This window comes from Streptomyces sp. 5K101 (assembly GCF_046506645.1).
GTDB lineage: Bacteria > Actinomycetota > Actinomycetes > Streptomycetales > Streptomycetaceae > Streptomyces.
The window spans coordinates 221,047-244,747 of sequence record NZ_JBKFFO010000005.1 but is presented as its reverse complement, the minus strand read 5'-3'; the positions used below and the strand labels follow the sequence as shown (position 1 = coordinate 244,747).

Below are 23,701 nucleotides of genomic sequence, written 5' to 3'. Positions count from 1 at the left end.
TGACCGTGGTGCGATGGCCGGGAGACGAGGCGTTCGCGGGCGTCTCCCGGCCGCCGCACCCGTACCCACGGCCCCGTCACAGGGGTGGCATACGATGCGCACGACATTCATAAGGCTTCCGTAAGAGGATGTACGCGTCATGACAGTCCGCACCCCCTCCCGATCCCTGCGCGGCATATCCGCCGTCGTCGCCCTGCTCGCGGCCGGCGCCGTGGGGTGCTCGGACGTCGTCGAGAGCGCCAAGGAGGGCGCCGAGAAGGTAGCGCGCCAGCGGTCGGTGTTCCAGCTCAACCCCGGAGACTGCTACAACCCGAACAGCACGGCCGCCGAGGGCGAGGCGATGACCATCGAGATGGTGCCCTGCGGCGAGCCGCACCGGGGACAGGTCGTCGGCGAGTTCACCCTCGACGACGAGAAGAAGTTCCCCGGCAACGAGGCGATCTGGGCGATCGCCGACGAGCGGTGCCCGGCCGAGGCGGCCAAGTTCTCCCCGGACACCTGGGCGCTCCCCGAGGGCGTCGAGATCTTTTACTACACGCCCACCCAGGAGAGCTGGTCGACCGGCGACCGCGCGGTGAGCTGCTCCTACACCAAGGAGAAGGGCACCTTCACCGGCTCGCTGAAGACCGCGGGAACCGCCAAGCCCGAGCAGACCGCGTACCTCAAGGGCGCGAACGCCGTCTACGACGCGCTGTGGAACAACCAGCCCGAGGCGGAGAGCGTCGAGGACGACCTCGCCGGTTACAAGGCGCAGGCCAAGGCCGTCGCCGCCGCCCTCGACGGGCACCTCAAGGGCCTTGAGGGCATCGAGGGCACGGAGACCGGCAAGCTCCGCGCCCAGTTGGAGAAGACCGCCGGCGAGTGGAAGAAGGCCGCGAACGCCGCCGACATCGACGCGTTCTACCTCGCCTACGACCCGGCCTTCACCGGTCTCGACCCGAAGAAGACGGTCGCCGCCCGCAAGGAGCTGGGCCTGGCCACCACCGTCCCGGCCGACGAGGCCGAGGTCTGGGCGAGCTGACGCCCCGCGCAGCGCGCCCGGCCCGCGAGCCGGGCGCGCGGCACCGCCGGGGCGGGCGAGTCCTACGATGCGGCCATGTCCCTGCCCCACGCGATCCTCACGGCCCTGCTCGAGAAGCCCTCGTCGGGACTGGAGCTGACGCGCCGGTTCGACCGGTCGATCGGCTACTTCTGGTCGGCGACCCACCAGCAGATCTATCGCGAGCTGGGCAAACTGGAGCAGGCCGGCCACATCAGGGCACTGCCCTCGACGCAGCCGACCCGCGGCCAGAAGAAGGAGTACGAGGTCCTGCCCGCGGGCCGCGAGGAACTGGCGGCCTGGACGGCCCGCCCCGAGGACCCGAAGACCGTACGGGACCCCCTGCTGCTGCGCCTGCGCGCGGCGGCGGTGGTCGGCGGCCCGGGCATGGAGGCCGAACTCGTCCGCCATCTCGAGCTGCACCGCGCCCAGTTGGCCGCGTACGAGGAGATCGAGGAACGCGACTTCCCGCCACAGCGCCGGATCACCCGGGAGGACCGGCTGCGCCATGTCGTCCTGCGGGCGGGCATCGAGCTGGAGACGTTCTGGACGAAGTGGCTGACGGACACGCTGGCGGAACTCACGCCGGAGCACGGCGGGTCCGGCTCCTGAGGCAGCGCCGGGCCCGGGTTCAGTGCGTGGCGGAGGACCGCCCCTTGCGCGTTCGGCCTGCCGGACCATGCCTTATGTTCTGAGTGAGGCAAGGGGGACAAGACGTGTCGCGGGACTACGACAGCCAGTTGCTGGAGTCGGTAGCCGTACGCCGGCGCAGAATGCGGGACGCGTTGCTCTTCGGGGCACAGCGGACGCGGCGCACCGCCGATGAGAGACTGGGGAAGCTCTTCGCGGGTATCGCCATAGCGGCGGTCCTGTGCGCGGGGTGCGTCGGATGGTCCTTCCTGCAGCACACGCTGGAGAAGCAGAAGGCCGAACAGAAGCGTCAGGAGCAGCGGTACCAGCAGCCGGCGCAGTCCCCCGAACCGGAGAAGTCCGTGGAAAGCGGGGAAAGCGAGAAGAGCCCGTAATCAGCGGGAATATGCACGGCGAATCCATCGCTGCGCAGAATCGACGAGAATACGAACCGGGGGGAACGGTGGCAGAGCGAATCGGCCGGACAGGGCCGGGAGTTCAGCGCGGCACGGTGATAGGTTCGCGCAAGTGGTGAGCACAGCAACGACTTCCCGGGCGCAGCTCAGCAGGGTGACACTGGTCGGCGAGCGCCGCCGAGCCGACATCGTCCTGCCCTCCGACACTCCGATCGGCCAACTGCTTCCCGACATCCTACAGTTGCTCGACGACCGCACCGCATCACGTCCTCTGACACGGCAGTTGATCACCGCCGACGGTTCCGCGCTGCCGCATGACAGCACCCTCGCCTCGGCCGCGATATCCGACGGCGCCGTCCTGCGTCTCGTCAGGATCCACTCCGCACCCCCCGCCCCGGTGGTGCACGACGTCACCGACCAGGTGGCCGACGACCTCGACGTACAGGCCTGGCGCTGGCGTCCCGCCGCGCGCCGCGCGGCCGCCGGTGTTTCCACGATCTCCTTCGCGGTGACAGCCGCGCTGCTCGCCCGTCACGAGTTCTCGCTCGAGGCCCTGGCCGGTGTGCTGGTGGCCGTCACGCTTGTCCTCTCGGTGGCGGGCGCACTCGTCGCCCGGATCGGACAGGGCAACCGAGGACTGGCGACCGCGCTTCTGCTCGCTGCCGGCGGGCTCGGCGTTCTGACCGCCTGGACCGCCGCCGACGCGTACGACTGGCCGGGAACGGCGCGGCTGGCAGCCGTCGGCGGTGCGCTGGCTCTGACGCTCGTGCTGCTCGGCTATTTCTCGCCGCTGGGCCGCGGCGGGCTCATCGGCGCCATGGCGACCGCTGCGCTCACCGCCGTATGGGAGGCCATGGCCGCGATCCAGAGCGATCCGGCCAGGCTCGGCGCGGTCATGGCCCTGTTCTCCGCGGTGCTGCTCGGCCTCCTGCCGCGGTTCGCCCTGATGGCCTCCGGACTCACCGCACTCGACGACCGCCGTTCGGGAGGCGTCTCCGTCAGCCGTCACCAGGTGGGCAACGCGCTCGCGGCTACGCACCGTGGCCTCGCCCTCGCGACCGCGGCCACCGCGGTCTCGGCCGCCGCCGCGGGATGGCTGCTCACACTGGCCGGGAAGCCGACGGTGTGGACCGTGACCCTGGCGTCACTGGTCACTGTGGTGCTTCTGTCCAGGGCGCGTGCCTTCCCGCTGGTCGCGGAGGTGGTGATCCTCTTCACCGCCGCGTCGGCACTTGTCGTGCGCCTTGTGATGCTGTGGATGCAGCACGCAGGGGGTGTGGGGCCGCTCGCCGTGCTCTGCACCGCCGCCGTGCTGCCGCTGTTCGTCCTGGCTGTCCAGCCGCCCGAGCATGTGCAGGTCCGGCTGCGACGCATGGCCGATCTGGTCGAGTCGATCGGTGTGGTGGGGCTCTTCCCGCTCGCCGTGGGTGTGTTCGGCGTGTACGGACAGCTGCTCAACAAGTTCTGAGTCAACGGGCAGGTGCTCCGGCGGGGCAGCAGGACGGAAGAGAAGGGCAGGCATGCCGAACGGAGACAACTGGCAGGGCGATCTGCTGCGCGACCTCAGGGGTGGCGCACCGCAGAGTCCACAGCACGCCGGCGGGCAGGCGGGGGGCGCTTCCCCGTCGGGCCAGGGCCGGCCCGCGCAAGAGGGCGGCGCGCCCCATCAGCCGGGTGGCCCGCAGGCAGGTCCTCCGCATGGGCCGGCTCCGCGGACAGTCGACCGGACCGGCGCCCAGCCGCAGGGCGATCCCGCGCAGGGCCCGGCCCCGGGCGATCCCGCGCAGGGCGCCGAACACCGGGCGGGCGACCGGCCGCACGGGCATGCGCAGGCCCGCCGGGCGTACCCCCGGCAGGGCCCCGCCCCGGCCCCCGCCTCGTACGCCCCGGCCGGCCAAGGCCCCCGCACCCCCGACTCGCGCCCGGTCGTCGACAGCGACTTGGCCGGCGCTGTACGGGGGACCCGGCACGGCGAGTCCTTCGCCGCCCGCGCGGCCGGCGCCGTGCGCCGCACCATCGCATCCTCCGCCGCACGCGAGGTCGCCGAGTCCACGCGTACGGCGGAAATTCTCCAGCAGCCGGTGACGACCGGCCGGCAGATAGCCGTTACCTCCATACGTGGCGGCGCCGGCAAGTCGACCGTCGCTGCACTGCTCGGCACCACCTACGCCCACTACCGGCAGGACCCCGTCCTCCTCGTCGAGGCCGATCCCGCGCTCGGCTCGCTGCCGCTGCGGCTCGGGGCCGAGACGTTGCGCTGGACCACCGGTGACCTCGCCGGCATCGTCGAGCCGCAGATGTCCCTGCTCGACGTCACCGGATACCTCGTCCAGCTCCCCGACAACGCCTGGCTGCTGCCCGGCAGTCAGGGACAGATCGGTGCGATGCTCGACACGCAGGCGTACGAGCGGGTCATGGTGGCGCTACGCCGCTACTTCGGGGTGACGGTCGTCGACTGCGAGACGCTGCCCGCCGAGGTCGCCCGGGTCGCGCTCTCCGCGTCCCAGGCCCATGTCCTGACCGCACCCGCCACGCTGGAGGGCGTCACCAGCACCCACTCGGTGCTCCAGTGGATGAAGGGGCTGCCCCCGCACCTGATCGCCGGCACGGTCGTCGTCCTGACCGAGCAGGTGGCGCACCCGGGAATCGACATCGCCAAGGTGACGCGGAAGCTCGAGTCCTCCGGGGCGACCGTCCATGCCCTGCCGTACGACCGGCACCTGGCGGCCGGCGGTGCGATCCGTACCGAACGGCTCGCCCGAGCGACGCGGCAGGCCGCCACGCGTCTGGCCGCGGACGTTTTCCAGCTCTCCCAGAAGCGTCGCTGATCCCGATGCAGCGCCCGACCCATCTGACCGGTGCCCCGCTGCCGACGAACCCGGCCGGCGGCGCACCGGAGCCGACGAGCCCGAGCGTGAACGGCGGACGACGATGACCACCCGACTGATCCACCGCCCGGCCCGGACCACCCGGCCCCCGGCCGCCTCCGCGGCGCGCACCATCGAAGCCCCGCCCAACCTCCCTGAGGGGAAGGCCGGCAACATCGCGATGTCGCTGCTGCCCGTCGCCGGTGTGATGTCGTCCGTCGTGATGATGACGGTCGTACGCAACAGCCAGTTCGCCGCGCTCGGTGCGATCATCCTCGTCGGCTCCGTCGTGCTCGTGTTCTCGCAGCGCGGCAAGGCCCAGCGCACCCGCCGCACCCAGCGCGAGGCGTACCTGGCCTATCTGGAGGAGCTGCGCGAAGAGCTGTCGGCCGAGGAACGCGAGCGCCGTGAGCGGGCCGATGTCCTCAATCCACCGCCGCACGCCCTGTACGACATCGTGCGCGACCCGGCCCGCCTCTGGGAGCGCCGCCGTGCCGACAGCGACTTCTTGCGAGTGCGCGTCGGCACCGGAGAGATGCCCGTGCGCGATCTGAGGATCGCCGAACAGGGCTCGTCCGTCCTCACCCCGCCCGACCGCTTCATGCTCAACGAGGCGTCCGCGCTCACCACCCGCTTTCGTACGGGCACCGAACTCCCGCTCACCGTCCCGCTCGACCGGGTCGGCAACGTCACCGTCGTCGGCCCGCGTGAGGACTGCCTGCGCGTCGCACGTGCTCTGCTCGTCCAGACGGCCGCGATGCACGCCCCCGACGACGTGGCCGTCGCGATCGCCGCGCCCGGCGAGCGGCTCGACGACTGGGAGTGGGCCAAGTGGATGCCGCATCTGCTCGACACCGAGCAGTTCGACGGCCCCGTCGCCGCCCGCCGCATCGCCCCCTCCGTGCCCCAGCTCGCCCGGCAGATCGGGCATGAACTGCGCCGCCGCGCCTCCTACGCCGCCGAGGTCCGGCGCGGCCTGTCCGGCAAGGACGCCCTGACCATGAACTCCCGGCTGCTCGTCGTCGCCGACGGACACGGCGAGGACGCCGTCGAACTGCCGCGCCCCGATGACGCGGTCGACCTCCGTGAGATGGGCGTCACCGTCCTCCACCTGCTCGAACAGCGGGTCCAGGAGCCAGGACACGTCGGCGTCCGGATCACCGTCGAGGGCGAACAGGTCGTCATCGAGGACCTGCGCGAGCCTGAGCCGATCAGCGCCCAGGGCACCGTGGACGAGGTCGGCGCGCCGTTCGCCGAGGGTTTGGCGCGGATGCTGGCGCCGCTGCGGCTCTCCGCCGAATCGCTCGCCGACGCTCCCCTGTCCGGCCCCGTCGACTTCGCCGACCTGCTCGGCATCGAGGACGTGGCGCGACTGGACCTCTCGCGGCTGTGGGCGCCGCGCGGCGAGCGAGCCTTCCTGCGCGTGCCCATCGGCATCAGTGACTCCCGCGAGCCGGTGCTCCTGGACCTGAAGGAGTCGTCCGAGCTCGGCATGGGCCCGCACGGACTGTGCGTCGGCGCCACCGGATCCGGAAAATCGGAACTGCTGCGCACCCTCGTCCTCGCGCTGGTGGCCACCCACCCGCCGGAGGACCTCGCCCTCGTCCTCGTCGACTACAAGGGCGGCGCCACCTTCGCCCCCTTCGCCGACCTGCCGCACGTCGCCGGTGTCATCACCAACCTGGAGAACCAGGCCGGCCTCGTCGAACGCGTTCACGCCTCCCTCGCCGGCGAGGTCAAGCGCCACCAGCAGGTTCTCAAGGACGCGGGAAACATCGCCGACATCGGGGACTACGCGGCGCTGCGCGCAGAGAAGCGCCCCGACCTCGACCCGCTGCCGCACCTGTTCGTCGTCATCGACGAGTTCGGCGAACTCCTCACCGCGAAACCGGACTTCATCGATCTGTTCCTGTCCATCGGCCGCATCGGCCGTTCCATCGGTGTCCACCTGCTGCTGTCCAGCCAGCGCATCGAGGGCGGGAAGCTCAAGGGGCTGGACACCTACCTCTCGTACCGGCTCGGGCTGCGTACCTTATCCGCCGACGAGTCGCGTACCGTCCTCGACACCGCGGACGCCTTCCACCTCCCGCCGCTGCCGGGCTTCGGCTTCCTCAAGGTCGACACCAGCCACTACGAACGCTTCAAGGCGAGCTACGTCTCCGGCGCGTACCGCGGACCGGTGCGGCGCGTCGAGGCCGAGGACACCGGCCCCCTGGCCCTCGAGTACGAGGCGTACAACACGCTCGGCACACCGGACAGCTCGATGCCGCAGGAGCAGACGGTGCGCCGCCGTGAGACCGGCCCGACCGAGATGGGCGTCATGGTCGAGCAGCTGGAGAACGCCGCCGAACCGGTACGCCGCATCTGGCTGCTGCCGCTGCCTGCGTCGATCGCCCTGGACCAGGTCGCCGGCCCGCTCGACGTCGGCGCACGCGGCATGCAGCTCGCCAAGCGCAAGGGGCCGCTGGCCGTGCCGCTCGGACTGCTCGACGACCCGACCAAGCAGTGGCAGGGCGAGTGGTTCCTCGACCTCACCGTGGCGGGCGGACATGCCGCCGTCATCGGCGGCCCGCAGTCCGGCAAGACGACCCTCCTGCGCACACTCGTCCTCTCCCTGGCCCTGACGCACACCCCGCAGGAGGTCGGCGTCTACGGACTCGACCTGGTCGGCGGCGGTCTCCAGGCCCTCGCAGGGCTCCCGCACGTCGGCGGCGTCGCGGGCCGCGCCGACCGCGAACGCGCGGCACGGACCGTGGAAGAGGTGCGGAACATGCTCGCCCTGCGCGAGGACCTCTTCCGGGAGCACGGCATCGACTCCGTCGACCAGCTGCGCAGCCTGCACGCGGCGGGCCGGCTGCCTGAACTGGCCTCCGCCGAGATCATCCTCGTCATCGACGGATTCGGTGCGGTGCGCGACGATTTCGAGGAGCTCGACGACGCCGTCGTCGACATCCTCAAGCGCGGCGGCGGCTACGGCATCCACGTCGTCGCGGGCATGCTCCGCTGGAACGACGTCCGCATCGCCACCCAGTCCACCTTCGGCACCCGCGTCGAACTACGGCTCAATGACCCGAGCGAGTCCAGCATTGACCGCAAGCTGGCGGAGACGCTGTCGCCCGACGAGCCCGGCCGCGTCCTCACCGACGGCAAGCTCTTCGCGCAGGCCGCACTGCCCCGCACCGATGCACTGGCCGACGCCTCGGAGCTGGGCGCCGTCCTGGAACGCACTGCCCGGTCCGTCCGTGCCACCTGGAGCGGCGACGTCGCCCAGCCCGTACGGGTCCTCCCGCACGTCCTGGAGCCGCACCTGCTGCCCGGACCGGCGGCAGAGCCACAGAAGGTGCCGATCGGCCTCGACCAGACCGCGCTCGCGCCCGTGCTGCTCGACCTGTTCGGACATGACCAGCACCTGCTGGTCATGGGGGACAGCGAATGCGGCAAGACGAATCTGCTGCGCACGATCGCAGACGGCCTCATCGATCGGTACGGCGAGGACGAGTTGGTCTTCGCCATCATGGACCCGCGCCGCAGCCTGCGCGGCGTGATTCCGGAGGAGTTCAACGGCGGCTACGCGTACAACGCCAAACTGTGCGCCGGTCTTGCCGCCGGCATCGCCACCGAGCTGGACAAGCGGCTGCCGGACGACACGGCCCGCCTGCAGGACCTGGAACCCGGCAGCTGGGGCTCCGGCCCCAGGATCGTGGTCCTCGTCGACGACTACGACGTGCTCACCACGGCGGGCCAGTCGCCGCTCACCGCGTTCCTGCCGTACATCCCCTCCGCCGTGGACATCGGCCTCCACTTCGTGCTGACGCGGCGTGTCGCGGGCGCGTCCCGCGGCATGTACGAGCCGCTGGTGCAGGGCCTGCGCGAATCGGGGGGCGTCCGCGGTCCTGATGGCGGGCGACCGCAGCGAGGGCCAGCTGTTCCCCGGTGTGTACGCCTCTCAACAGCCAGCAGGCCGGGGCCTGTTCATTCGCAGAGGCCAGTCGAACCGCCTGATCCAGACCGTGTACACCGGCGGGTGACACCGCCCCCATGACGAGGAACCGGACGATCACCCCATGACCAAGGACGTCATAGCCCTCACCCAGCAGATGCCGGACCCCGCGAGCCTGCTCGTGGGACTGCTCGCGGGAGGCCCGGACAGACTGGTGGGAGCCCAGGGCGACGGCGCCGTCGTCCAGCTCTGCGACGCGGAGGGCCGGCCGTTCGTGTCCGTCGAGTCGCCGATGCTCGTGCAGGTCGGGGGCGAGGCGGAACGGCTGCTCGGGGTGACGGCACCAGCGGTGCCGTACTGGTGGACGGAGGCCCGGGCCACCACGGGTGTCGCCGAGGCCGAGCGGCTGGCGGGCACGTTCGCGGCCAGGCTCGTCACGCTGCTCGGCGGCTCCGCCTACCCGGCGGAGGCGGCGCGGTCGCTCGAAGTGGTGCAGGGCGACGGAGCCGGCCTGGTGCCCGCACCGGCCGCGGCTCAGCCGGCCGTTGATGTTCTGACCGACAAGGTCGCCGTCGTCATCCAGGACCGCCCGGTGGTGGCCATGACAGCCTGGCTGTCGGACGCGTTCCGGGCCGCCGCCGAGGGCGGTCTGGGCCTTCAGATCGTCACCCCGCCGAGCACCACCCTCTCCCCTGCCGTCCGCAACGCCCTGCCCGGTTGGCCGTGCCGTTGGGTCGTGCAGGACGAACGGGACGGCTACTACGACGGTCTGTCCGGGGCAGTACTGCGCTGGCAGGACGGCCTGTTCGCGCCGGTCGAGGCGGCCGGTTCGACGCCCGACGACCGGCGCGCCGCGGTGGCCACCACGTACCAGGAGGTCACGGCAACCGACGAGCGCCAGCTGGCCCTCACGGTCCGCACGGTTCACCCCGCCGACGAACGGCTGGTTCTCGGCGGTGCCCTGGAGACCGTATGGCGCGAACTCACCGGAGAACCGCCGGCCGGCTGGGGTACCGCGGAGCCCGCGAACCTCCCCTGGTCGCCGCGCCGGCTGACCGACGTCGCCTTTGCGCGAGCGCCCGAGCCGACGTGGGCCGTGGTGGTGGGTGGTCCGTCCCGGCCCGCCCTGGCCACGCTCCGCATCAGGCGGACGAAGGCGGGTGTGGAGGAGGACATCACGCTCAACTTCGGCTACGGCTCGGACGACGAACCTCCGCTGGATGCCCTGCCACGGACCGCCGAGGCGCTCGCCACGCGCCACCATCTCCAGTCGATGCTGATTCAGCTCCGCAAAGCCCGCCGTGACCTGGCGGTGCCGCCGCGTTTCGAAGGGCCGGGTGTCCCGTTGGCGTTCGTCCTCGGAGCGGAGGAGGTCCGGCAGATGCCGGACGACCGCGCCCGGAGGACGCCCTTGTCCGTACCGCCCGTCCAACTCGGTCCCAGGACCCGTCCGGCGCTGTACTACCCACTGCCGGGTGATCCGTCGGACCTTTCCGGATGGCAGGACTTCCAGCGCCTGATGCGGCATCTGAAGGGCGAGTAAGGCCCTGAGGGCCGGAGATGCCTGAGGCGAGTAGGTCTCTTTGCGCCTCCATGACTGGAACTGACGGGCATTGTCGTGGGTTGGTCACGGTGGTGCGATTGCTGATGCGTACGTGTCATAGGGGCTGCCTAGAATGGGATTCGTACGATCATCCGTCCGACGGGGGAGTCTGATGAAGTTCGACATGGGGGCGCAGGTCCTGTCGACGCTGCAGTCGCAGTCGCAGGGTTCGAGCACCGATCTCGGTCTGCTGATTCGGCAGCTCATCCAGGCCGCACAGCCGCTGGAGGGCAAGTTCCACGGCTCGGGCAAGGTGGCGTTCGACCTGTTCAAGTCGCGGGCGGACGAGATCACGGCCGCACTGAACGGTTCGCTGGCGGCGATTCTCGGCGGCCAGGCGGGCATGGACGCGGCGTTCGCCACCGGCACGCAGGAGCAGGGCGAGAACGCGAAGACCCAGATGGCGGCGGGGAACTTCGACGCGGCACGTTTCTCGGGCCGCTGACCGGCCGGGCTGTTCAGGTTTCTACGGGGAGTACGGGGAGTGATGTGTGATGGCCGGTGAGGACCGTCGTGCCTACGACACGGGAGCGTCGAGCGAGGCGCAGGGCAACATCCAGGCGGTGATCGCCCGTCTGGAGCAGGTCATCCAGGCGCGTGACACGCAGGTGAAGAACGCGATGAAGGACTTCCAGGCGGACGGCGTGGCGGACGACTACCACGCCAAGGAACTGCGCTGGTACAGCACGTCGCAGGAGGTCCGGAACATCATCCAGCTGCTGAAGTCGACGCTGGAGAAGAACGACGCGACGGCGCAGTAGACGATCCAGCGCGCAAAGGCGGCGGTCGACAACATCGGCTGATGCGCCGGTGCGCGCCCGCAGGGGACCGTTCCTGCGGGCGCGCGGGACTTCGTTGACGGCAGTAGCCGTCCTGGTGTGTTGCAAGGTGTGTCGCAGGGGGGCGTTCATGACGGCGTGGGACATCAAACCGCAGGGGGTGCAGGGCCAGTTGAGGCTCACCGGCACGCGTGCCGGTGAGTTCGAGAAGGCCCTGACGGACATGATCACGCATATGTCGGAGGCGGCGCAGGCCGCGGGCACGGCGGTGCCGGGCTCGGCGTCCGAGACGCCCCTGCACGGACCCACGGCATCAGGGAAGCCGCTGACCCAGAAGGCGATGGGACCGGTCGCCGCGGCACTGAGCGCGTACCTGGAGGGGCGCAACAAGGACCTCAACTCCATGGGCGAGCGCATCCAGGCCGCAGTCCTGGGTGCGGCCAAGGCCACCAGCGAGTACGTCGAGGGTGACCTGGAGTCCGCCAAGGAGGCACAGGACGCGGCCAGGTCGGTGCGCCTCGACCTGCTCAAGAAGGACATGCCCGGGGGGGACAAGTGAGCGATGCACCGGTGAATCCGGCGGAGATACCCGTTTTCACGGGCAGTCTCGAAGTGCTGGACACGAAGGTCAAGGAGCTGTCGGGGGACGGCGCCAAGATCGTGACCGCCGCCGGCGACGTGCACACCACCTTCGGCGGACTGCGCGCCTTCTACCAGGCGCCCGAGGCGGAGCAGCTCTTCGCCGTCACGCAGCCGGTCAAGGACAAGGCGCTCACCCTGAGTTCGGACCTCTGTACCGTAGCGGGCGCCCTGGGCACCTACGCCAACGACATCCGTCCGCTGGTGCAGCAGCTGAAGGACCTCAAGCGGGAGGCGGAGGCGTTCCGCACCAAGGTCGCCGATGACGACAAGTGGCGCGAGGACGGCGACCTGATCGACGAGAACCTCGAGCGCCGCAACAAGATCGCCGAGGTGTGGACCCAGTTCCAGGAGGCGGAACGCGCCTGCCACAACAAGATTGTCGCCCTGGTCTGCGGCACGCCCCTGAAGGTGAACGACGGCTCCAACGGGAAGGGCATGTACGGCTACGACGCCGAGGCCCTCGAACAGGCCAAAAGCCTGCCGTGGGGCGACGCGGTCGCGGAGTCTACGCCGTGGTGGCAGGTGTGGGAGCACGCCGGGGACTTCGTCGAGGGCTTCTTCGTCGACGGCGTGTGGGGCACGATCAAGGGTCTGGGCACGCTGGTCGGCTTCGACGGCTGGGACGCGGCGGGGCAGGCATGGGTCGGCCTGGGCAAGCTGGCGACCGGTCTCGCGCTGTCCCTCAGCCCTGGGACCGCGATCTGGCTCTGGACGGCCGACGAGAAGGACCTGCCGGCCTGGATCCGGGACTCGCGTACGGCGATGAAGGAGACCGGCAAGGCGCTGGTGGCCTGGGACCAATGGGGCGAGAACCCCGGCCGGGCGGCGGGTGCGGTCACGTTCAACGTGCTGACGACGGTCTTCACCGGCGGCACGGGCGGCGCGGTGGCGGGCGCCGGCAAGGCGGGTGCGGTGGCGAAGGTCCTGTCGGTGGCGGGCAAGGCGGGCCGGGCCCTGGACCCGACGACGTACATCTTCAAGGGCGCGGGTGCGGGCCTGTCGAAGATCGGCGACGTGATGGCCGGTCTGAAGGGGATGGGCAAGATCGAGTTCCCGCCGATTCCGGAGGGCGCGATCACGCTGCCGGAAGGCTCGTTCAAGCTCCCCGACGGCACGCTGCACCTGCCGGATGGAGCCGCAGTCCCGGAGGGCGCGTTCGAGGTCCCGGCCGGCACGGTCCGCCTCCCGGAGGGCACCCCGATCCCCGCGGGCGCCCTGGACCTGGGCGACGGCATGGTGAAGATGCCGGAGGGCACGCCTGCACTGGCGGGTTCGCTGCCGGTCCCGGAGGGCACGGTCAAGGTCCCGGAGGGCACGACGGCACTGCCGGAGGGCACGGCGAAGGTGACCGACCTGGACGGCAACACGGTCTACGTGGGCCGCGACGGCAGCCTGTACGAGGCGGACGGCAGCCTGAAGCAGCCCGCCGACCAGGCACCCATGGATGTGGTGGACCAGCCCACGAACCCGGCGACGACGGCGGACAACCCCTCGGTCCGCACCCCGGCCGAACAGCCCGCTCTGGCGGGCGTGGGCGGGCGGGGCACGGACGAGGGAATCAGGCTCGGCAGCGACCTGGGCGACGTCGGCCGGCTGGGCGACGACCCGCCGGCCACGGGCGCGCTCCCGGACCGCACGCCGGGCGGCGGTGCGAACCATCTGCCTGGCGGCGGCGTGGGCAACAACGTGCCGGGCGGGACGGGAGGCAGCAACATACCGGGCGGCGGGGCCGACAACATGCCCACCAACCAGATGGACAACGGCACGCCGGGCGGCGTTACGGACACAGCGCCCACCGGCGGCACGGCTGGCCCAGGCGAGGGCTTGGCCAACGGCGCTGACAGCGGATCGACCAGAGGGACGCACGAGCAGACGTCCGGCCACGCTGACACTGGTGCCGGGGGGCGTGGGGCCGAGGGCGAGCAGTCGTCGTTGGGCAATCCTCCGGAGCGAGTGAATGAACCGCTGCCGGAGCTTACACCTCAGGAGCGGGCCGATCATTGGGGTCACCTCGATGAGGTAGAGCGTCGCAGCCCTGAGGACTTCGACCACCTGCAGCGAGACCCGGACAAGAACGGCGGCATCTCAGAACCTTCGAAGGATGAAGCGAGGGTGGGCCTGGACCTTCGCGAGCAGGGACGAGTCCCCGACGACATCCAGCGCCCCACCGAAGCCGATCGCGGCGAGTTCTATTCCCCGAGTACAGGTGAGTACTACGACATCAAGGGTGTCCACTCCGACTGGCCACCATTCAACAACGTTCGGGATAAGTCGCAACCTTTCAGAGGAGCCTACGACCCCGCAAACAACGGTAGGTGGGTCAAGAAGCTCTCCGAACAGATAGTCGACAAACAGCGTATTGTTATCCTCGACCTCCGCAACGCGAATCAGGCGGCGATCGACGACATCAAGTCCATCGTCGAAAAGAATGGCTGGGAAGACAATGTCATCTGGTACCCGTAAGGGCTGGGCGCCACGCGCGTTCCCCACCGACCCCGCCGCTGCAGAGCGGCTCGGCGACTGGCTGCAAGAGCCAGAGGGACGTGGTCTCGATGCTGTAGGCCTCGACTTCAGCGGCGCGGATTTGTCGGGCGGAGACTTCACTGGATCGTGGTTCACTGATGCGACGTTGGTGGGGGCGAACCTTGCCGAAGCGGATTTCTACCGCGCCGACGCCCAGGGAGCCGACCTCTCCGGAGCGAATCTGACCAGAGCCTCGCTCGTACGAGTGAACTTCGATGACGCATTGCTGCGGGGTGCAACCCTCGACGAGGCGGACTTCGTCAAAGCATCGCTCTATGACGTTGACGCATCGGGCGCAAGTTTCCGCGGCGCGCGACTGATGGGGGCATCTTTTCTGGATGTGAACCTCTGTGGTGCGGATCTAACGAACGCTGTGGTGAAGGAGAATTCATTCAGAGTCAAACTCGATGACAGGGTACTCCTGAACGGATTTTCTGGTTCAATTTTTGGCCCGGTCGAACTCGTCACCGAAGAAGGGTCTCAAGAGATCGGCGGAGATGATCTCGAGTGTTGGATTCGGGAGAGAGGGGGGAAGGTCAAGGTAATTCCACGGAAAGCTGATGGCTGAGTTCATCGGCGAGGCGTGATCTCGATGCCAAGTCTGGTCCGTGTACCGGGAATGTGGCTCGTGGTTCCGGGAGTTCGACGATGTGGTGGAACCGGGGTCGGAGCCAACCTTCCAGACGGCAGGCCGCATGTCCGCCGTGTTGCATGAGCGCGGTTTGCCGGTGTCAGCCTCCCGACGTCTACTCCTGGGGCGGGACCCTGCAGCACCTTGTGGTTCGGCCGCTCGGAGATCTGGGACACGCTGGTCACGGCAGTGAACGGCACTGCGCCGGAGCGGGCCCGCATTGCCGGCAGCAAATTGATGTTGAAGATCCTTCACCCGCTACTGGAGCTGTTCCAGCTTTACCTGCGTCGCGAGACCGAGGCATTCAATAAGTCCCTCGTGACAGCCCTTACCTTGCACAAGGAGTACTGGACCGGCACGGAGGCACGCTCCCTGAGTGGGGACGAGCTCATTGCTCTTGCCCCGTTGGCCATCGCGTGCATGGCTTACGGCGCAGGCATGCCGATCGAGGTCGAGTCCGAGTATCTGCCCAAGGCTCTCCTGGAACGCCTCTGGGCGGGTGAATTCCCTACATGATTAGGAGGAAATGCGTCCCGACGGGCGGGCTGGGCTGGTGGACCAACTCTTCGGATGTCCGCCACGGAGCTTCCGCCTGAGGCTTGTCCGTAAGGCGGTTCCATGCCAAGACTGATCCGCGCGCCCAGGGAATGCGCTTCGTGGTTCTGGGATCTTGACGACGTAACGGCACCTGGGCTGGAAGCAGCTCTCGAGACTGCCGCCCGCATGTGTGCCGTACTACGTGATCACGGTTTGCTGGACCCGGTGTCTCTTGAGTGGAACTGGTTTGAGGTGGGTAAGGGCGGGCTGGGGATTCACAGCCGCCTTGATGTCGTGGGACGCCCCCTTGACGACGTGACACTCGCCGAAGAGATGAGGGCATGCCAGCCGGTCGGTCACCCGGCGGCAGAGATGTCAGCAATCCTCGTAGTGGGTTCGGGTACGTGGCTCGACGCGGAAGGGAGCCCCAGGCGCGAACCTCGGTTGGTGGAAGTCACCGTCTCGCCCGATCCGGTCGGCCCCTCGGCGGAACTTGCGGTCCACCATTACGTCTGGGGGCCCTGCGATTTCAGGGGAAGGCAACAACCTGCTGTTTATGCCCACAACGCGCCTCGCCTCGCGGCTGCACTGCGAAACCTGGACGAATTGCTCGGAACCGCGGCCGAGTCTGGCGAGCCGACGTACTTCGGTGCTGCTGAGGGGTACGGGATCAAGGCCCCCGAAATCATTGATGGATCCGGGCCCGAGCTCACCGATCTCCTGTGAGGCAAGGGGCGACCGGGGAGGTGGCCGAAGGCAGAGGTGAGCGGGTCGGGCGCTGGGAACGTCGGACCATGTGGGCCGAGGTCGAGCTCCTATCGTGCCTGGTCGGACCGGATCGTGGGGATGCGCGACCCGGGTTTCCGCGACCCGCTGCCGCACGACGCAAAAGGAGTTAAAGAACCGGGGAAAGAACCCTCCAACCCCACCTCACCCCCCGTCACCCGCAAGGGTGAGGTTGTCCAACTGGGCTGGATCTCGGGCGGGTTCGCTGGCATATGCTCGCCGCGACAACCGCAGACATGCGTCGGCCCCCGGCCGGGACTGCGAATCCCGATCGAGGGCCTGACCACCGAGGAAGTGGACCCTTCCCGATGGATACCCAGCAGATTACCGCGCCCTCGCGCGCCTCGTCCCGTGTTCCCGGACGCGTCACCGCTTTCGGTGTCATCCACGTCAACTCGATCCACACCAGCCGCTTCACGATCATCGGCAACCACCTGGCCCAGCACGGTGAGCTGTCGCTCGTCGCGATCGGGCTGGCCGTCCACATCCAGTCGTTGCCGGACGGGGCCAAGGTCGGCATCAAGGTGCTCGCCGACCGCTTCCCGGAGAGCGAGGCGCGTATCGCCGCCGCCTTGCGGGAGCTGGAGGAGCACCGTTACCTGGAGCGCACGCTGGAGCGGCTGCCCGAGGGCAAGATCGTCACGCGGACGATCTCGTACAACCGGCCCGACGCACGTCCGGAGGCGGCAGCGTCCCCGGCACCGAATTCGGAGCCGGTTAGGGGGCCGGAGCCGATGCCGGTTCCCGTCCGGGAGCCCGAGCCCGTGGAGACACCCCCCGCTCCCGTACCCCCGCCGCCTGCGCCCCCGCGTCCGCCGCTTCCCCAGCCCCAGGCACCCGACCTGACGCGTCACCGCATCGCCACCGACCTCCTCGCCGGCCTGCGCCGCGACGAACCCCGCCTGCTCCTTGCCGAACACGACATCCGCCGCCTCGCCCCCGCCGTCGCCGCCTGGCTCGAACGCGACGCCCACCCCGACGCCGTACGCCACACACTCACCACCGACCTGCCCCAGCCCCTCAAACACCCGGCGGGCCTCCTCGCCCACCGCCTCACCGCACTCCTGCCACCCCCGCTCCCCGCCGCCCCGGCACCGAACCCACGTGAACCGCTCCAGAACTGCGACAGATGCGACCGCGCCTTCCGTGCCCCGGTGCCGGGCCACTGCCGTGACTGCAGAGCCGATACACAGACAGCCGCTTGACGACGACCCCGTCCGCACAAATCAAGGGCCTCACATGGTCAGTTCGCCCCACGAGGGGATGCACCGCATCTTTCAGGAGTATCCGGGGCTGTTCTCCCGCGTCTCCGAAGTACTCGGTGTCCCCTTTTCCCCACCCGTCTCGACCACACTTCTGCCCACCGACCTCACCGAGGCGCGTCCCGTGGAACGGCGCGTCGACACCCTCTTACGTATCGACACCCAGGACGACGAGACCTTCCTCCTGGCCATCGAGGCCCAAGGGAAGAAGGACCCGGACAAGCCCGCGAGCTGAGCGTATTACCTGTCCTTCCTGTATACGAAGTACCGGACGCCACCGCTGCTGCTGGTCGTCTGTCAGGACCGCGCCACCGCCGAATGGGCCTCGCGCCCTGTTCCCATCGGCCCCCGGCAGTGGCCCGCTCTCACTCTGCGCCCGCTGGTAGCGGGTCCGCACAACATGCCGGTGATCACCAATGTGGCCGAGGCCCGCAAGGACCTGGCGCTCGCCACGCTGGCCGCCATCACGCACGCCGGTGATCCCGACGTCGGTGCCATACTGAAAACGCTGTCCGCCGCGCTGCGGGATGCACCGGAAGCCATCGCCGACCCCATCGTCGAACTCACCGCGCAGGGCCTGGGCAACCGCCCGGCCGCAGATCAGTGGAGGAACCTGGTGGCCGTGGACCTTTCTTTCTACACATCTCCGCTCTCGGAGGAGATCCGGGACGAGGGTCGCGCCGAGGGCCTCGCAGATGCCGTCCTGCTGGTCCTCCAGCAGCGCGGAGTGGAGGTCCCCGACGACGCCCGCGAGCGGATCACCGCTTGCGGCGACCCGCAGCTGGTGCGTACGTGGCTCGGCCGCGCCGTGACCGCCGCATCCACCGAGGCGATCTTCACCGATGAGTGAATGCGGACATCGCCGACGTGCTCCCCGCCCGTGCCACCGGCCGGTTGTCCCTGCCCCACGCACTGCCGGCCCGGCTGCGGCACGCGCAGGGACTCAGTGGCCGCCGCCCAGGAAGCCGATCTCCTACTGATTCGGGGGAATTCTGGAGGGGTCATGCTCTCCGGTGCGTGGTCGCACCTGGCGCAGAGCCCCGGGGCTCGGAACCCGGCGGCGGTCCGGGAGTCGGCCCCGCTCGACGTAGCCCCCACCCGGACGGACGCGCTCCGGGTGCGGGGTTCCGCGGGGCGTGAGAGCGTCGCCGCGTGGCTGACTCACTGATCGCCGCCTGCTGTGCGGCAGCGCTCGTCCTGCTCGGCAGGTCCGTCCTCGGTCTGCGCCGGGTCGGCGGCGGTACCGACCCCTCCGTCGAGGCCCGTTCGGTGACCCTCGCGCTCTACGGCGGCGCGGTGGCGCTCGTGACGCTGGGGCTGTTCATCGCGCTGGCCTGAACCGCGCCGCTCACAGCCAGCCGTTGCGGCGGACGGCGCGGCGCAGGCTGCGGATCATCGGCACGGCACAGCCCTTCGGGTGGCGGAGCGTCAGTGTGCCATTCGGGTGCCGCGGGCACGGCGACGCGTCCTGGCGCAGCCCGGCCGTCTCGGCCCCGGGCGGCCCGGTCGGTGCACGCGCCGGCGTCCCCGCGCGCCAGGACGAGGGATACGGTCCGGGCCGGACGGTGCCGTGGCTGCGACCACCGCCCGGCCCGGAGGTTCAGGGCGCGAGTACCGGCTCGTGCTCGTGCTCGCACGCGTCGTCGACGCCGTACGTGTCCCAGGCCGGGAACGGGTCGTCGTACGGCACGCCCTCGCCGTCCCCCATCAGGCACACCTCCAGCGCGGCCCGCAGGGCGTCGGGGCGCAGGTGCGTGCCGATGAAGACGAGTTCCTGGTCCTGCGTGCTGCCGGCGTCGCGCACGCCCGACGGCTCGAAACGGGCCACGGAACCGGCCTGCGACCACAGCCCCGTCACGGCGGGCCTGCTCGCCAGCCGGAAGAACCCCTTCGAGCGCAGGACTTGCCCATACGCCCCGCTGTCGAGGCCCTCGGTGACGAAGTCCCACAACCGGCCCGGGTGGAAGGGCCGTCCGGCGCGGAAGACGGTGGAGGAGATTCCGTACTCCTCGGTCTCGGGGACGTGGTCGCCGTTGAGCTCCATGACCCAGCCCGGCGCCTGCTGGGCGCGCTCCAGGTCGAACAGCCCGGTGCCCAGCACCTCGCCGACCGCGACCCGCCCGTGGCGGGCGGGGACGATGCGCGCGACGGGGTTGAGGCGGCTGAGCGCGGCCCGCAGCCGTGCGGCGTCCTCGGGCCCGACGAGGTCGAGCTTGTTGAGCACGAGGACGTCGGCGAATTCGATCTGGTCCATCAGCAGGTCGCTGACGGTGCGTTCGTCGTCCTCGTACTGGTCGAGGCCGCGCTCGGCGAGGCCGTCGCCGCCGGTCAGCTCGGGCAGGAAGTTCGCGGCGTCGACGACCGTGACCATGGTGTCGAGGCGGGCGATGTCCCCGAGGGTGGCGCCGTCGTCGCGGGGGAAGGCGAACGTCGCGGCCACGGGCATCGGCTCGGAGATGCCGCTGGACTCGATGAGCAGGTGGTCGAAGCGGCCCTCACGGGCCAGCCGGTCGACCTCCTCCAGCAGGTCGTCCCGCAGGGTGCAGCAGATGCATCCGTTGGTCATCTCGACCAGGCGCTCCTCGGTCCGCGACAGCGCGGCGTCGCCGCCGCGCACGAGGGCCGCGTCGATGTTGATCTCGCTCATGTCGTTGACGATGACGGCGACGCGCAGGCCCTCGCGATTGCCGAGGACGTGGTTGAGCAGCGTGGTCTTGCCCGCTCCGAGGAAGCCCGACAGGACGGTCACGGGCAGTCGGCCGGTCATGCCTGTCAGCCCTCGGGGTGCAGGAGACCGCGCTCGTAGGCCTTCACCAGCCGCTGGGGGACCAGGTAGGTGGAGCCGTCGACGGTCACCGGCACGAGCTGGGACGTCGTCGCCTTCCACTGGGCCCGGCGGTGGCGGGTGTTGCTGCGGGACATCTTCCGCTTGGGAACGGCCATGGGGAACCTCCTGGTGAGCGACCGCCCCCAGCCTATATGAAAATGGTTCCCATTACTAACGCGGGTCACCTCAAAGATTTCGATGAGTGTCTATGTTGACGCTTGTCGATGCAGGTGTGATGCTGGCAGCACAAGACATCGACAAACATCGAATCACCGAGGAGTGGACCGATGAACGCGCCCGCCACCACCGAGCTGCCCGTCGCCGTCGTCGGAGCCGGCCCCGTCGGCCTCGCCGCCGCCGCCCACCTGATCGAGCGGGGCATCGAACCGCTGGTCCTGGAGGCGGGCCCGGTCGCGGGGACCACCGTGCGGGAGTGGGCGCACGTGCGGCTGTTCTCCCCCTGGGCCGAGGTCGTCGACCCGGCCGCCGAGAAGCTCCTGGCCCCCACCGGCTGGGTCAGGCCCGACGACGCCGCGTACCCGAGCGGCGGCGACTGGGCCGAGCGGTATCTCCAGCCGCTCGCCGACGTCCTCGGCGACAGGGTCAGGTACGGCACGACCGTCACCGGCGTGGCCCGCGCGGGCCACGACCGCGTCGTCGACTCCGGCCGCGAGGGACAGCCCTTCACCGTGCACCTCCGCACCGCCGACGGCGCCGAGGAGCGGATCACCGTACGTGCCGTCGTCGACGCCTCCGGCACCTGGGCCACCCCCGGCCCCCTCGGTGGCGACGGCCTGCCCGCGCTCGGCGAGAAGGCGGCCGCCGACCGGATCGCCTACCGCATGCCCGACCTCAAGGACCCGGCTGTGCGTGCCCGTTACGCCGGCCGGCGCACGGCCGTCGTCGGCTCCGGCGCCTCCGCGTTCACGGCGCTCGCCGGGCTTGCCGACCTGGCGAAGGAGGACGCGGGCACGCACGCGGTGTGGGTGCTGCGGCGGGGCATCAGCGGGTCCACCTTCGGCGGCGGCGAGGCCGACCAGCTGCCCGCCCGCGGGGCGCTGGGCCTGGCCGCCAAGGCAGCGGTCGACGGCGGGTACGCCTCCGCCGTCACCGGCTTCCGCACCGCCGCCGTGGAGCGGGAGGGCGACGGGCGCCTCGTCCTGGTCGCCGAGGACGGCCGCCGCACGGAGCCGGTCGACGAGGTCGTGGTGCTCACGGGCTTCCGCCCGGACCTCTCCTTCCTCTCCGAGCTCCGCCTCGGCCTCGACGAGCGCCTCCAGGCCCCCGCCGACCTCGCGCCCCTGATCGACCCCAACGTCCACTCCTGCGGCACCGTCGAGCCCCACGGCGTCGGCAAGCTGTCCCACCCCGAGCAGGACGTCTACCTGGTCGGCATGAAGTCCTACGGCCGCGCTCCGACGTTCCTGGCGATGACCGGGTACGAGCAGACCCGCTCGATCGCCGCCGTCCTCGCCGGTGACCGGGCCGCGGCCGAGCGCGTCGAACTGACCCTCCCGGAGACCGGTGTGTGCGGCGGTGCCGGGCTGTTCGACGAGCCCGAGGCAGTCGCGGCGGTCGGGCCGACCGGGAACTCCAGGGCCGCAGGCTGTTGCGGCGCTCCCGCCACGCTCCGGATCGCTGCGTCGGCCTCGGAGGCCGCCACCGCCTCGGGCGGCTGCTGACCGCCGTACGCCGGATCCGCCCGCGCGCGGCCCCGGCCGGGACAGCGGAACGGACGAGGCCGCGCGCCGCCCTCCCGGCCCTGTGCGCCACACAGATCACTGGGGGCCGTCCTCTGCCGGACCGCCGCCGGGGGCGCGTCAGTCGTCCTCGCCGCGCCTCTTGTCGTCCTTCCCGCCGTCCCTCTTCGCGTCGTCGTCGGCGTCGTCCGGCTTCTGGGCGTCGCCCGTCGGCTCGGCCGGCTGCTCGGCGGAAGGACTCTCCGCGACGCCGCTCGCGGGGATGTCGGCGGGGGTGCCGTCCGCGCCTCCGTCCGCGCCGCCGGTGAGGGACCCGGTGACCGTGGGCCCCGGCTCGCCGGTCATCGGGGTGCCCGCCGGGCGGTCGTCGGGCGCGAACACCGCCAGCCCGATCAGCAGGGCGGTGGCGAAGGCCAGGGCTCCCGCCACCAGCGCGGTCACCCTCGGCCGGCGTCGGGCAATGGCCCGCAGGGCGGGCCGGGTGCCGGCCGCCGGGGCGGCTCCGGGCAGCATGTACGTGGTCGCCGGGCCGGGTTCCGAACCGATCGGACCGGGGGCGGCCGTGGCCGCGGCGGCGGGCCGGGCGGGCCGCGGCGGAACCGGCTGGGCCTGGACGGGCTGCGGCGTGGGCATGGGCTCGGAGCGTCCCTGCCAGGCGCCGGAGGCGAACCACGCGGCGACTTCGTCCGCTGTCGGCCGGTCCTCCGGCTGCTTCGCCAGCATGACGAGCAGGTAGTTCTGGAACGCGGGCGAAAGGCCGATGCCGAGTTCCAGCGGCGGCACGGGTGCCGCGTCGATGTGCAGGTAGAGCGTCGCGGTGGCGGTGTCCGCCTTGAACGGCGGTCGCCCGGTGAGCAGTTGGTACAGGACACAGCCGAGCGAGTAGACGTCCGACGCGGGCTCGGCGGTACGACCCAGGGCCCGCTCGGGGGCGAGGTACAGGCTGGTGCCGACGATCTGGCCCGTCGTGGTCAGCGCGGCCGACGGGTCGTCGACGAACCGGGCGATGCCGAAGTCTGCTATCTTCACGACGCCTTCGGTGTCGGACATCAGGTTGCCCGGCTTGATGTCCCGGTGGACGATGCCCTGCCGGTGCGCGGACGCGAGTCCCGCCGCGGCCTGCGCCGCGACCGCCGCGACGCGCTCCGGGGCCAGCGAGCCGCCGTCGGTCAGCTCCTCGGCCAGGCTACGGCCCTCGACCAGCTCCATCACCAGGTAGAAGCGGCCGTCCCAGGTCCCGAAGTCGAACACCGAGACGACACCCGGGTGGTTGAGCCGCGCGGCGGTCTGCGCCTCCATGCGGAACCGGGCGGCCGCCTGGGGGTCGGCGTGCTCCCCGAGGAGCAGCTTGACGGCCACGGACCGGCCGAGCACTTCGTCGGAACCCCGCCAGACCTCCCCCATGCCGCCCTGCCCAATGCGGGCATCCAGCCGGTATCGATCAGCCACCAGCACCTGCTGCACCAAAAACCTCACTCCGGACCTGTCGCGAGCCGCCCTCGGCCTCCGCAAGGAGAAG

General features: G+C 70.5%; 19 protein-coding genes and 2 pseudogenes. 18 read left to right on the top strand and 3 right to left on the bottom strand.

The window, feature by feature from the left end; translation table 11 throughout:
• Positions 1–139 precede the first annotated feature (139 nt).
• The 17 genes and pseudogenes from ACLB9X_RS12120 to ACLB9X_RS12040 all read left to right on the top strand — a co-directional run bounded on the left by ACLB9X_RS12120 (position 140) and on the right by ACLB9X_RS12040 (position 18,993).
• Positions 140–1,021, top strand: coding sequence for a septum formation family protein (locus ACLB9X_RS12120; protein WP_410360303.1), 882 nt, complete (start codon positions 140–142; stop codon positions 1,019–1,021).
• Positions 1,022–1,096: 75 nt separating this feature from the next.
• Positions 1,097–1,651, top strand: coding sequence for a PadR family transcriptional regulator (locus ACLB9X_RS12115; protein ID WP_410360302.1), 555 nt, complete (start codon positions 1,097–1,099; stop codon positions 1,649–1,651).
• A gap of 104 nt (positions 1,652–1,755) precedes the next feature.
• The gene (locus tag ACLB9X_RS12110; protein WP_410360301.1) at positions 1,756–2,064 is read left to right on the top strand and encodes a hypothetical protein; all 309 of its coding nucleotides are present in this window, start codon (positions 1,756–1,758) and stop codon (positions 2,062–2,064) included.
• A gap of 133 nt (positions 2,065–2,197) precedes the next feature.
• Positions 2,198–3,553 (top strand): type VII secretion integral membrane protein EccD, encoded by a 1,356-nt coding sequence (gene eccD, locus ACLB9X_RS12105; RefSeq protein ID WP_410360300.1) that lies wholly within the window; start codon positions 2,198–2,200, stop codon positions 3,551–3,553.
• 52 nt (positions 3,554–3,605) lie between these two features.
• Positions 3,606–4,913 (top strand): MinD/ParA family protein, encoded by a 1,308-nt coding sequence (locus ACLB9X_RS12100; protein WP_410360299.1) that lies wholly within the window; start codon positions 3,606–3,608, stop codon positions 4,911–4,913.
• 103 nt (positions 4,914–5,016) lie between these two features.
• Positions 5,017–8,980: pseudogene (gene eccCa / locus ACLB9X_RS12095) on the top strand (type VII secretion protein EccCa).
• 36 nt (positions 8,981–9,016) lie between these two features.
• Positions 9,017–10,435 (top strand): DUF6177 family protein, encoded by a 1,419-nt coding sequence (locus ACLB9X_RS12090; protein WP_410360298.1) that lies wholly within the window; start codon positions 9,017–9,019, stop codon positions 10,433–10,435.
• Between the two features lie 172 nt (positions 10,436–10,607).
• The gene (locus ACLB9X_RS12085) at positions 10,608–10,940 is read left to right on the top strand and encodes a hypothetical protein (protein ID WP_410360297.1); all 333 of its coding nucleotides are present in this window, start codon (positions 10,608–10,610) and stop codon (positions 10,938–10,940) included.
• Positions 10,941–10,989: 49 nt separating this feature from the next.
• Entirely contained in the window at positions 10,990–11,256 is a 267-nt protein-coding gene (locus tag ACLB9X_RS12080; RefSeq protein ID WP_410360296.1) for a pore-forming ESAT-6 family protein, read from the top strand.
• A 148-nt stretch (positions 11,257–11,404) separates the two neighbouring features.
• Positions 11,405–11,833, top strand: coding sequence for a DUF6507 family protein (locus ACLB9X_RS12075; RefSeq protein WP_410360295.1), 429 nt, complete (start codon positions 11,405–11,407; stop codon positions 11,831–11,833).
• Positions 11,830–14,379 carry a hypothetical protein gene (locus ACLB9X_RS12070; protein WP_410360294.1) on the top strand — a complete coding sequence of 850 codons (2,550 nt, stop codon included), beginning with the start codon at positions 11,830–11,832 and terminating at the stop codon, positions 14,377–14,379. The genes ACLB9X_RS12075 and ACLB9X_RS12070 overlap by 4 nt, the downstream gene beginning before the upstream one ends.
• The gene (locus tag ACLB9X_RS12065) at positions 14,345–15,007 is read left to right on the top strand and encodes a pentapeptide repeat-containing protein (protein ID WP_410360293.1); all 663 of its coding nucleotides are present in this window, start codon (positions 14,345–14,347) and stop codon (positions 15,005–15,007) included. Before ACLB9X_RS12070 ends, ACLB9X_RS12065 begins: the two co-directional genes overlap by 35 nt.
• A gap of 207 nt (positions 15,008–15,214) precedes the next feature.
• On the top strand, positions 15,215–15,586 hold the full coding sequence (locus ACLB9X_RS12060) for an immunity 49 family protein (RefSeq protein WP_410360292.1): 372 nt from the start codon (positions 15,215–15,217) through the stop codon (positions 15,584–15,586).
• A gap of 102 nt (positions 15,587–15,688) precedes the next feature.
• Positions 15,689–16,333, top strand: a complete 645-nt coding sequence (locus ACLB9X_RS12055) for a hypothetical protein (RefSeq protein ID WP_410360291.1) — start codon at positions 15,689–15,691, stop codon at positions 16,331–16,333.
• Positions 16,334–16,701: 368 nt separating this feature from the next.
• Positions 16,702–17,598, top strand: coding sequence for a helix-turn-helix domain-containing protein (locus ACLB9X_RS12050; RefSeq protein ID WP_410360290.1), 897 nt, complete (start codon positions 16,702–16,704; stop codon positions 17,596–17,598).
• 34 nt (positions 17,599–17,632) lie between these two features.
• Positions 17,633–18,505: pseudogene (locus ACLB9X_RS12045) on the top strand (hypothetical protein).
• 302 nt (positions 18,506–18,807) lie between these two features.
• Positions 18,808–18,993 (top strand): hypothetical protein, encoded by a 186-nt coding sequence (locus ACLB9X_RS12040; protein ID WP_410360289.1) that lies wholly within the window; start codon positions 18,808–18,810, stop codon positions 18,991–18,993.
• A gap of 262 nt (positions 18,994–19,255) precedes the next feature.
• Here the strand turns inward: ACLB9X_RS12040 and ACLB9X_RS12035 are convergent, their stop codons facing one another.
• Positions 19,256–20,422: a GTP-binding protein gene (locus ACLB9X_RS12035; RefSeq protein ID WP_410360288.1), complete on the bottom strand. Its 1,167-nt coding sequence runs from the start codon at positions 20,420–20,422 to the stop codon at positions 19,256–19,258.
• Between the two features lie 5 nt (positions 20,423–20,427).
• Entirely contained in the window at positions 20,428–20,598 is a 171-nt protein-coding gene (rpmF, locus tag ACLB9X_RS12030; protein ID WP_410360287.1) for a 50S ribosomal protein L32, read from the bottom strand.
• A gap of 171 nt (positions 20,599–20,769) precedes the next feature.
• Between rpmF and ACLB9X_RS12025 the strand changes: the two genes are divergently transcribed.
• Positions 20,770–22,164, top strand: coding sequence for an FAD-dependent oxidoreductase (locus ACLB9X_RS12025; RefSeq protein WP_410360286.1), 1,395 nt, complete (start codon positions 20,770–20,772; stop codon positions 22,162–22,164).
• A 138-nt stretch (positions 22,165–22,302) separates the two neighbouring features.
• Here the strand turns inward: ACLB9X_RS12025 and ACLB9X_RS12020 are convergent, their stop codons facing one another.
• Positions 22,303–23,586 (bottom strand): protein kinase domain-containing protein, encoded by a 1,284-nt coding sequence (locus ACLB9X_RS12020; RefSeq protein ID WP_410360531.1) that lies wholly within the window; start codon positions 23,584–23,586, stop codon positions 22,303–22,305.
• Between the last annotated feature and the right edge of the window lie 115 nt (positions 23,587–23,701).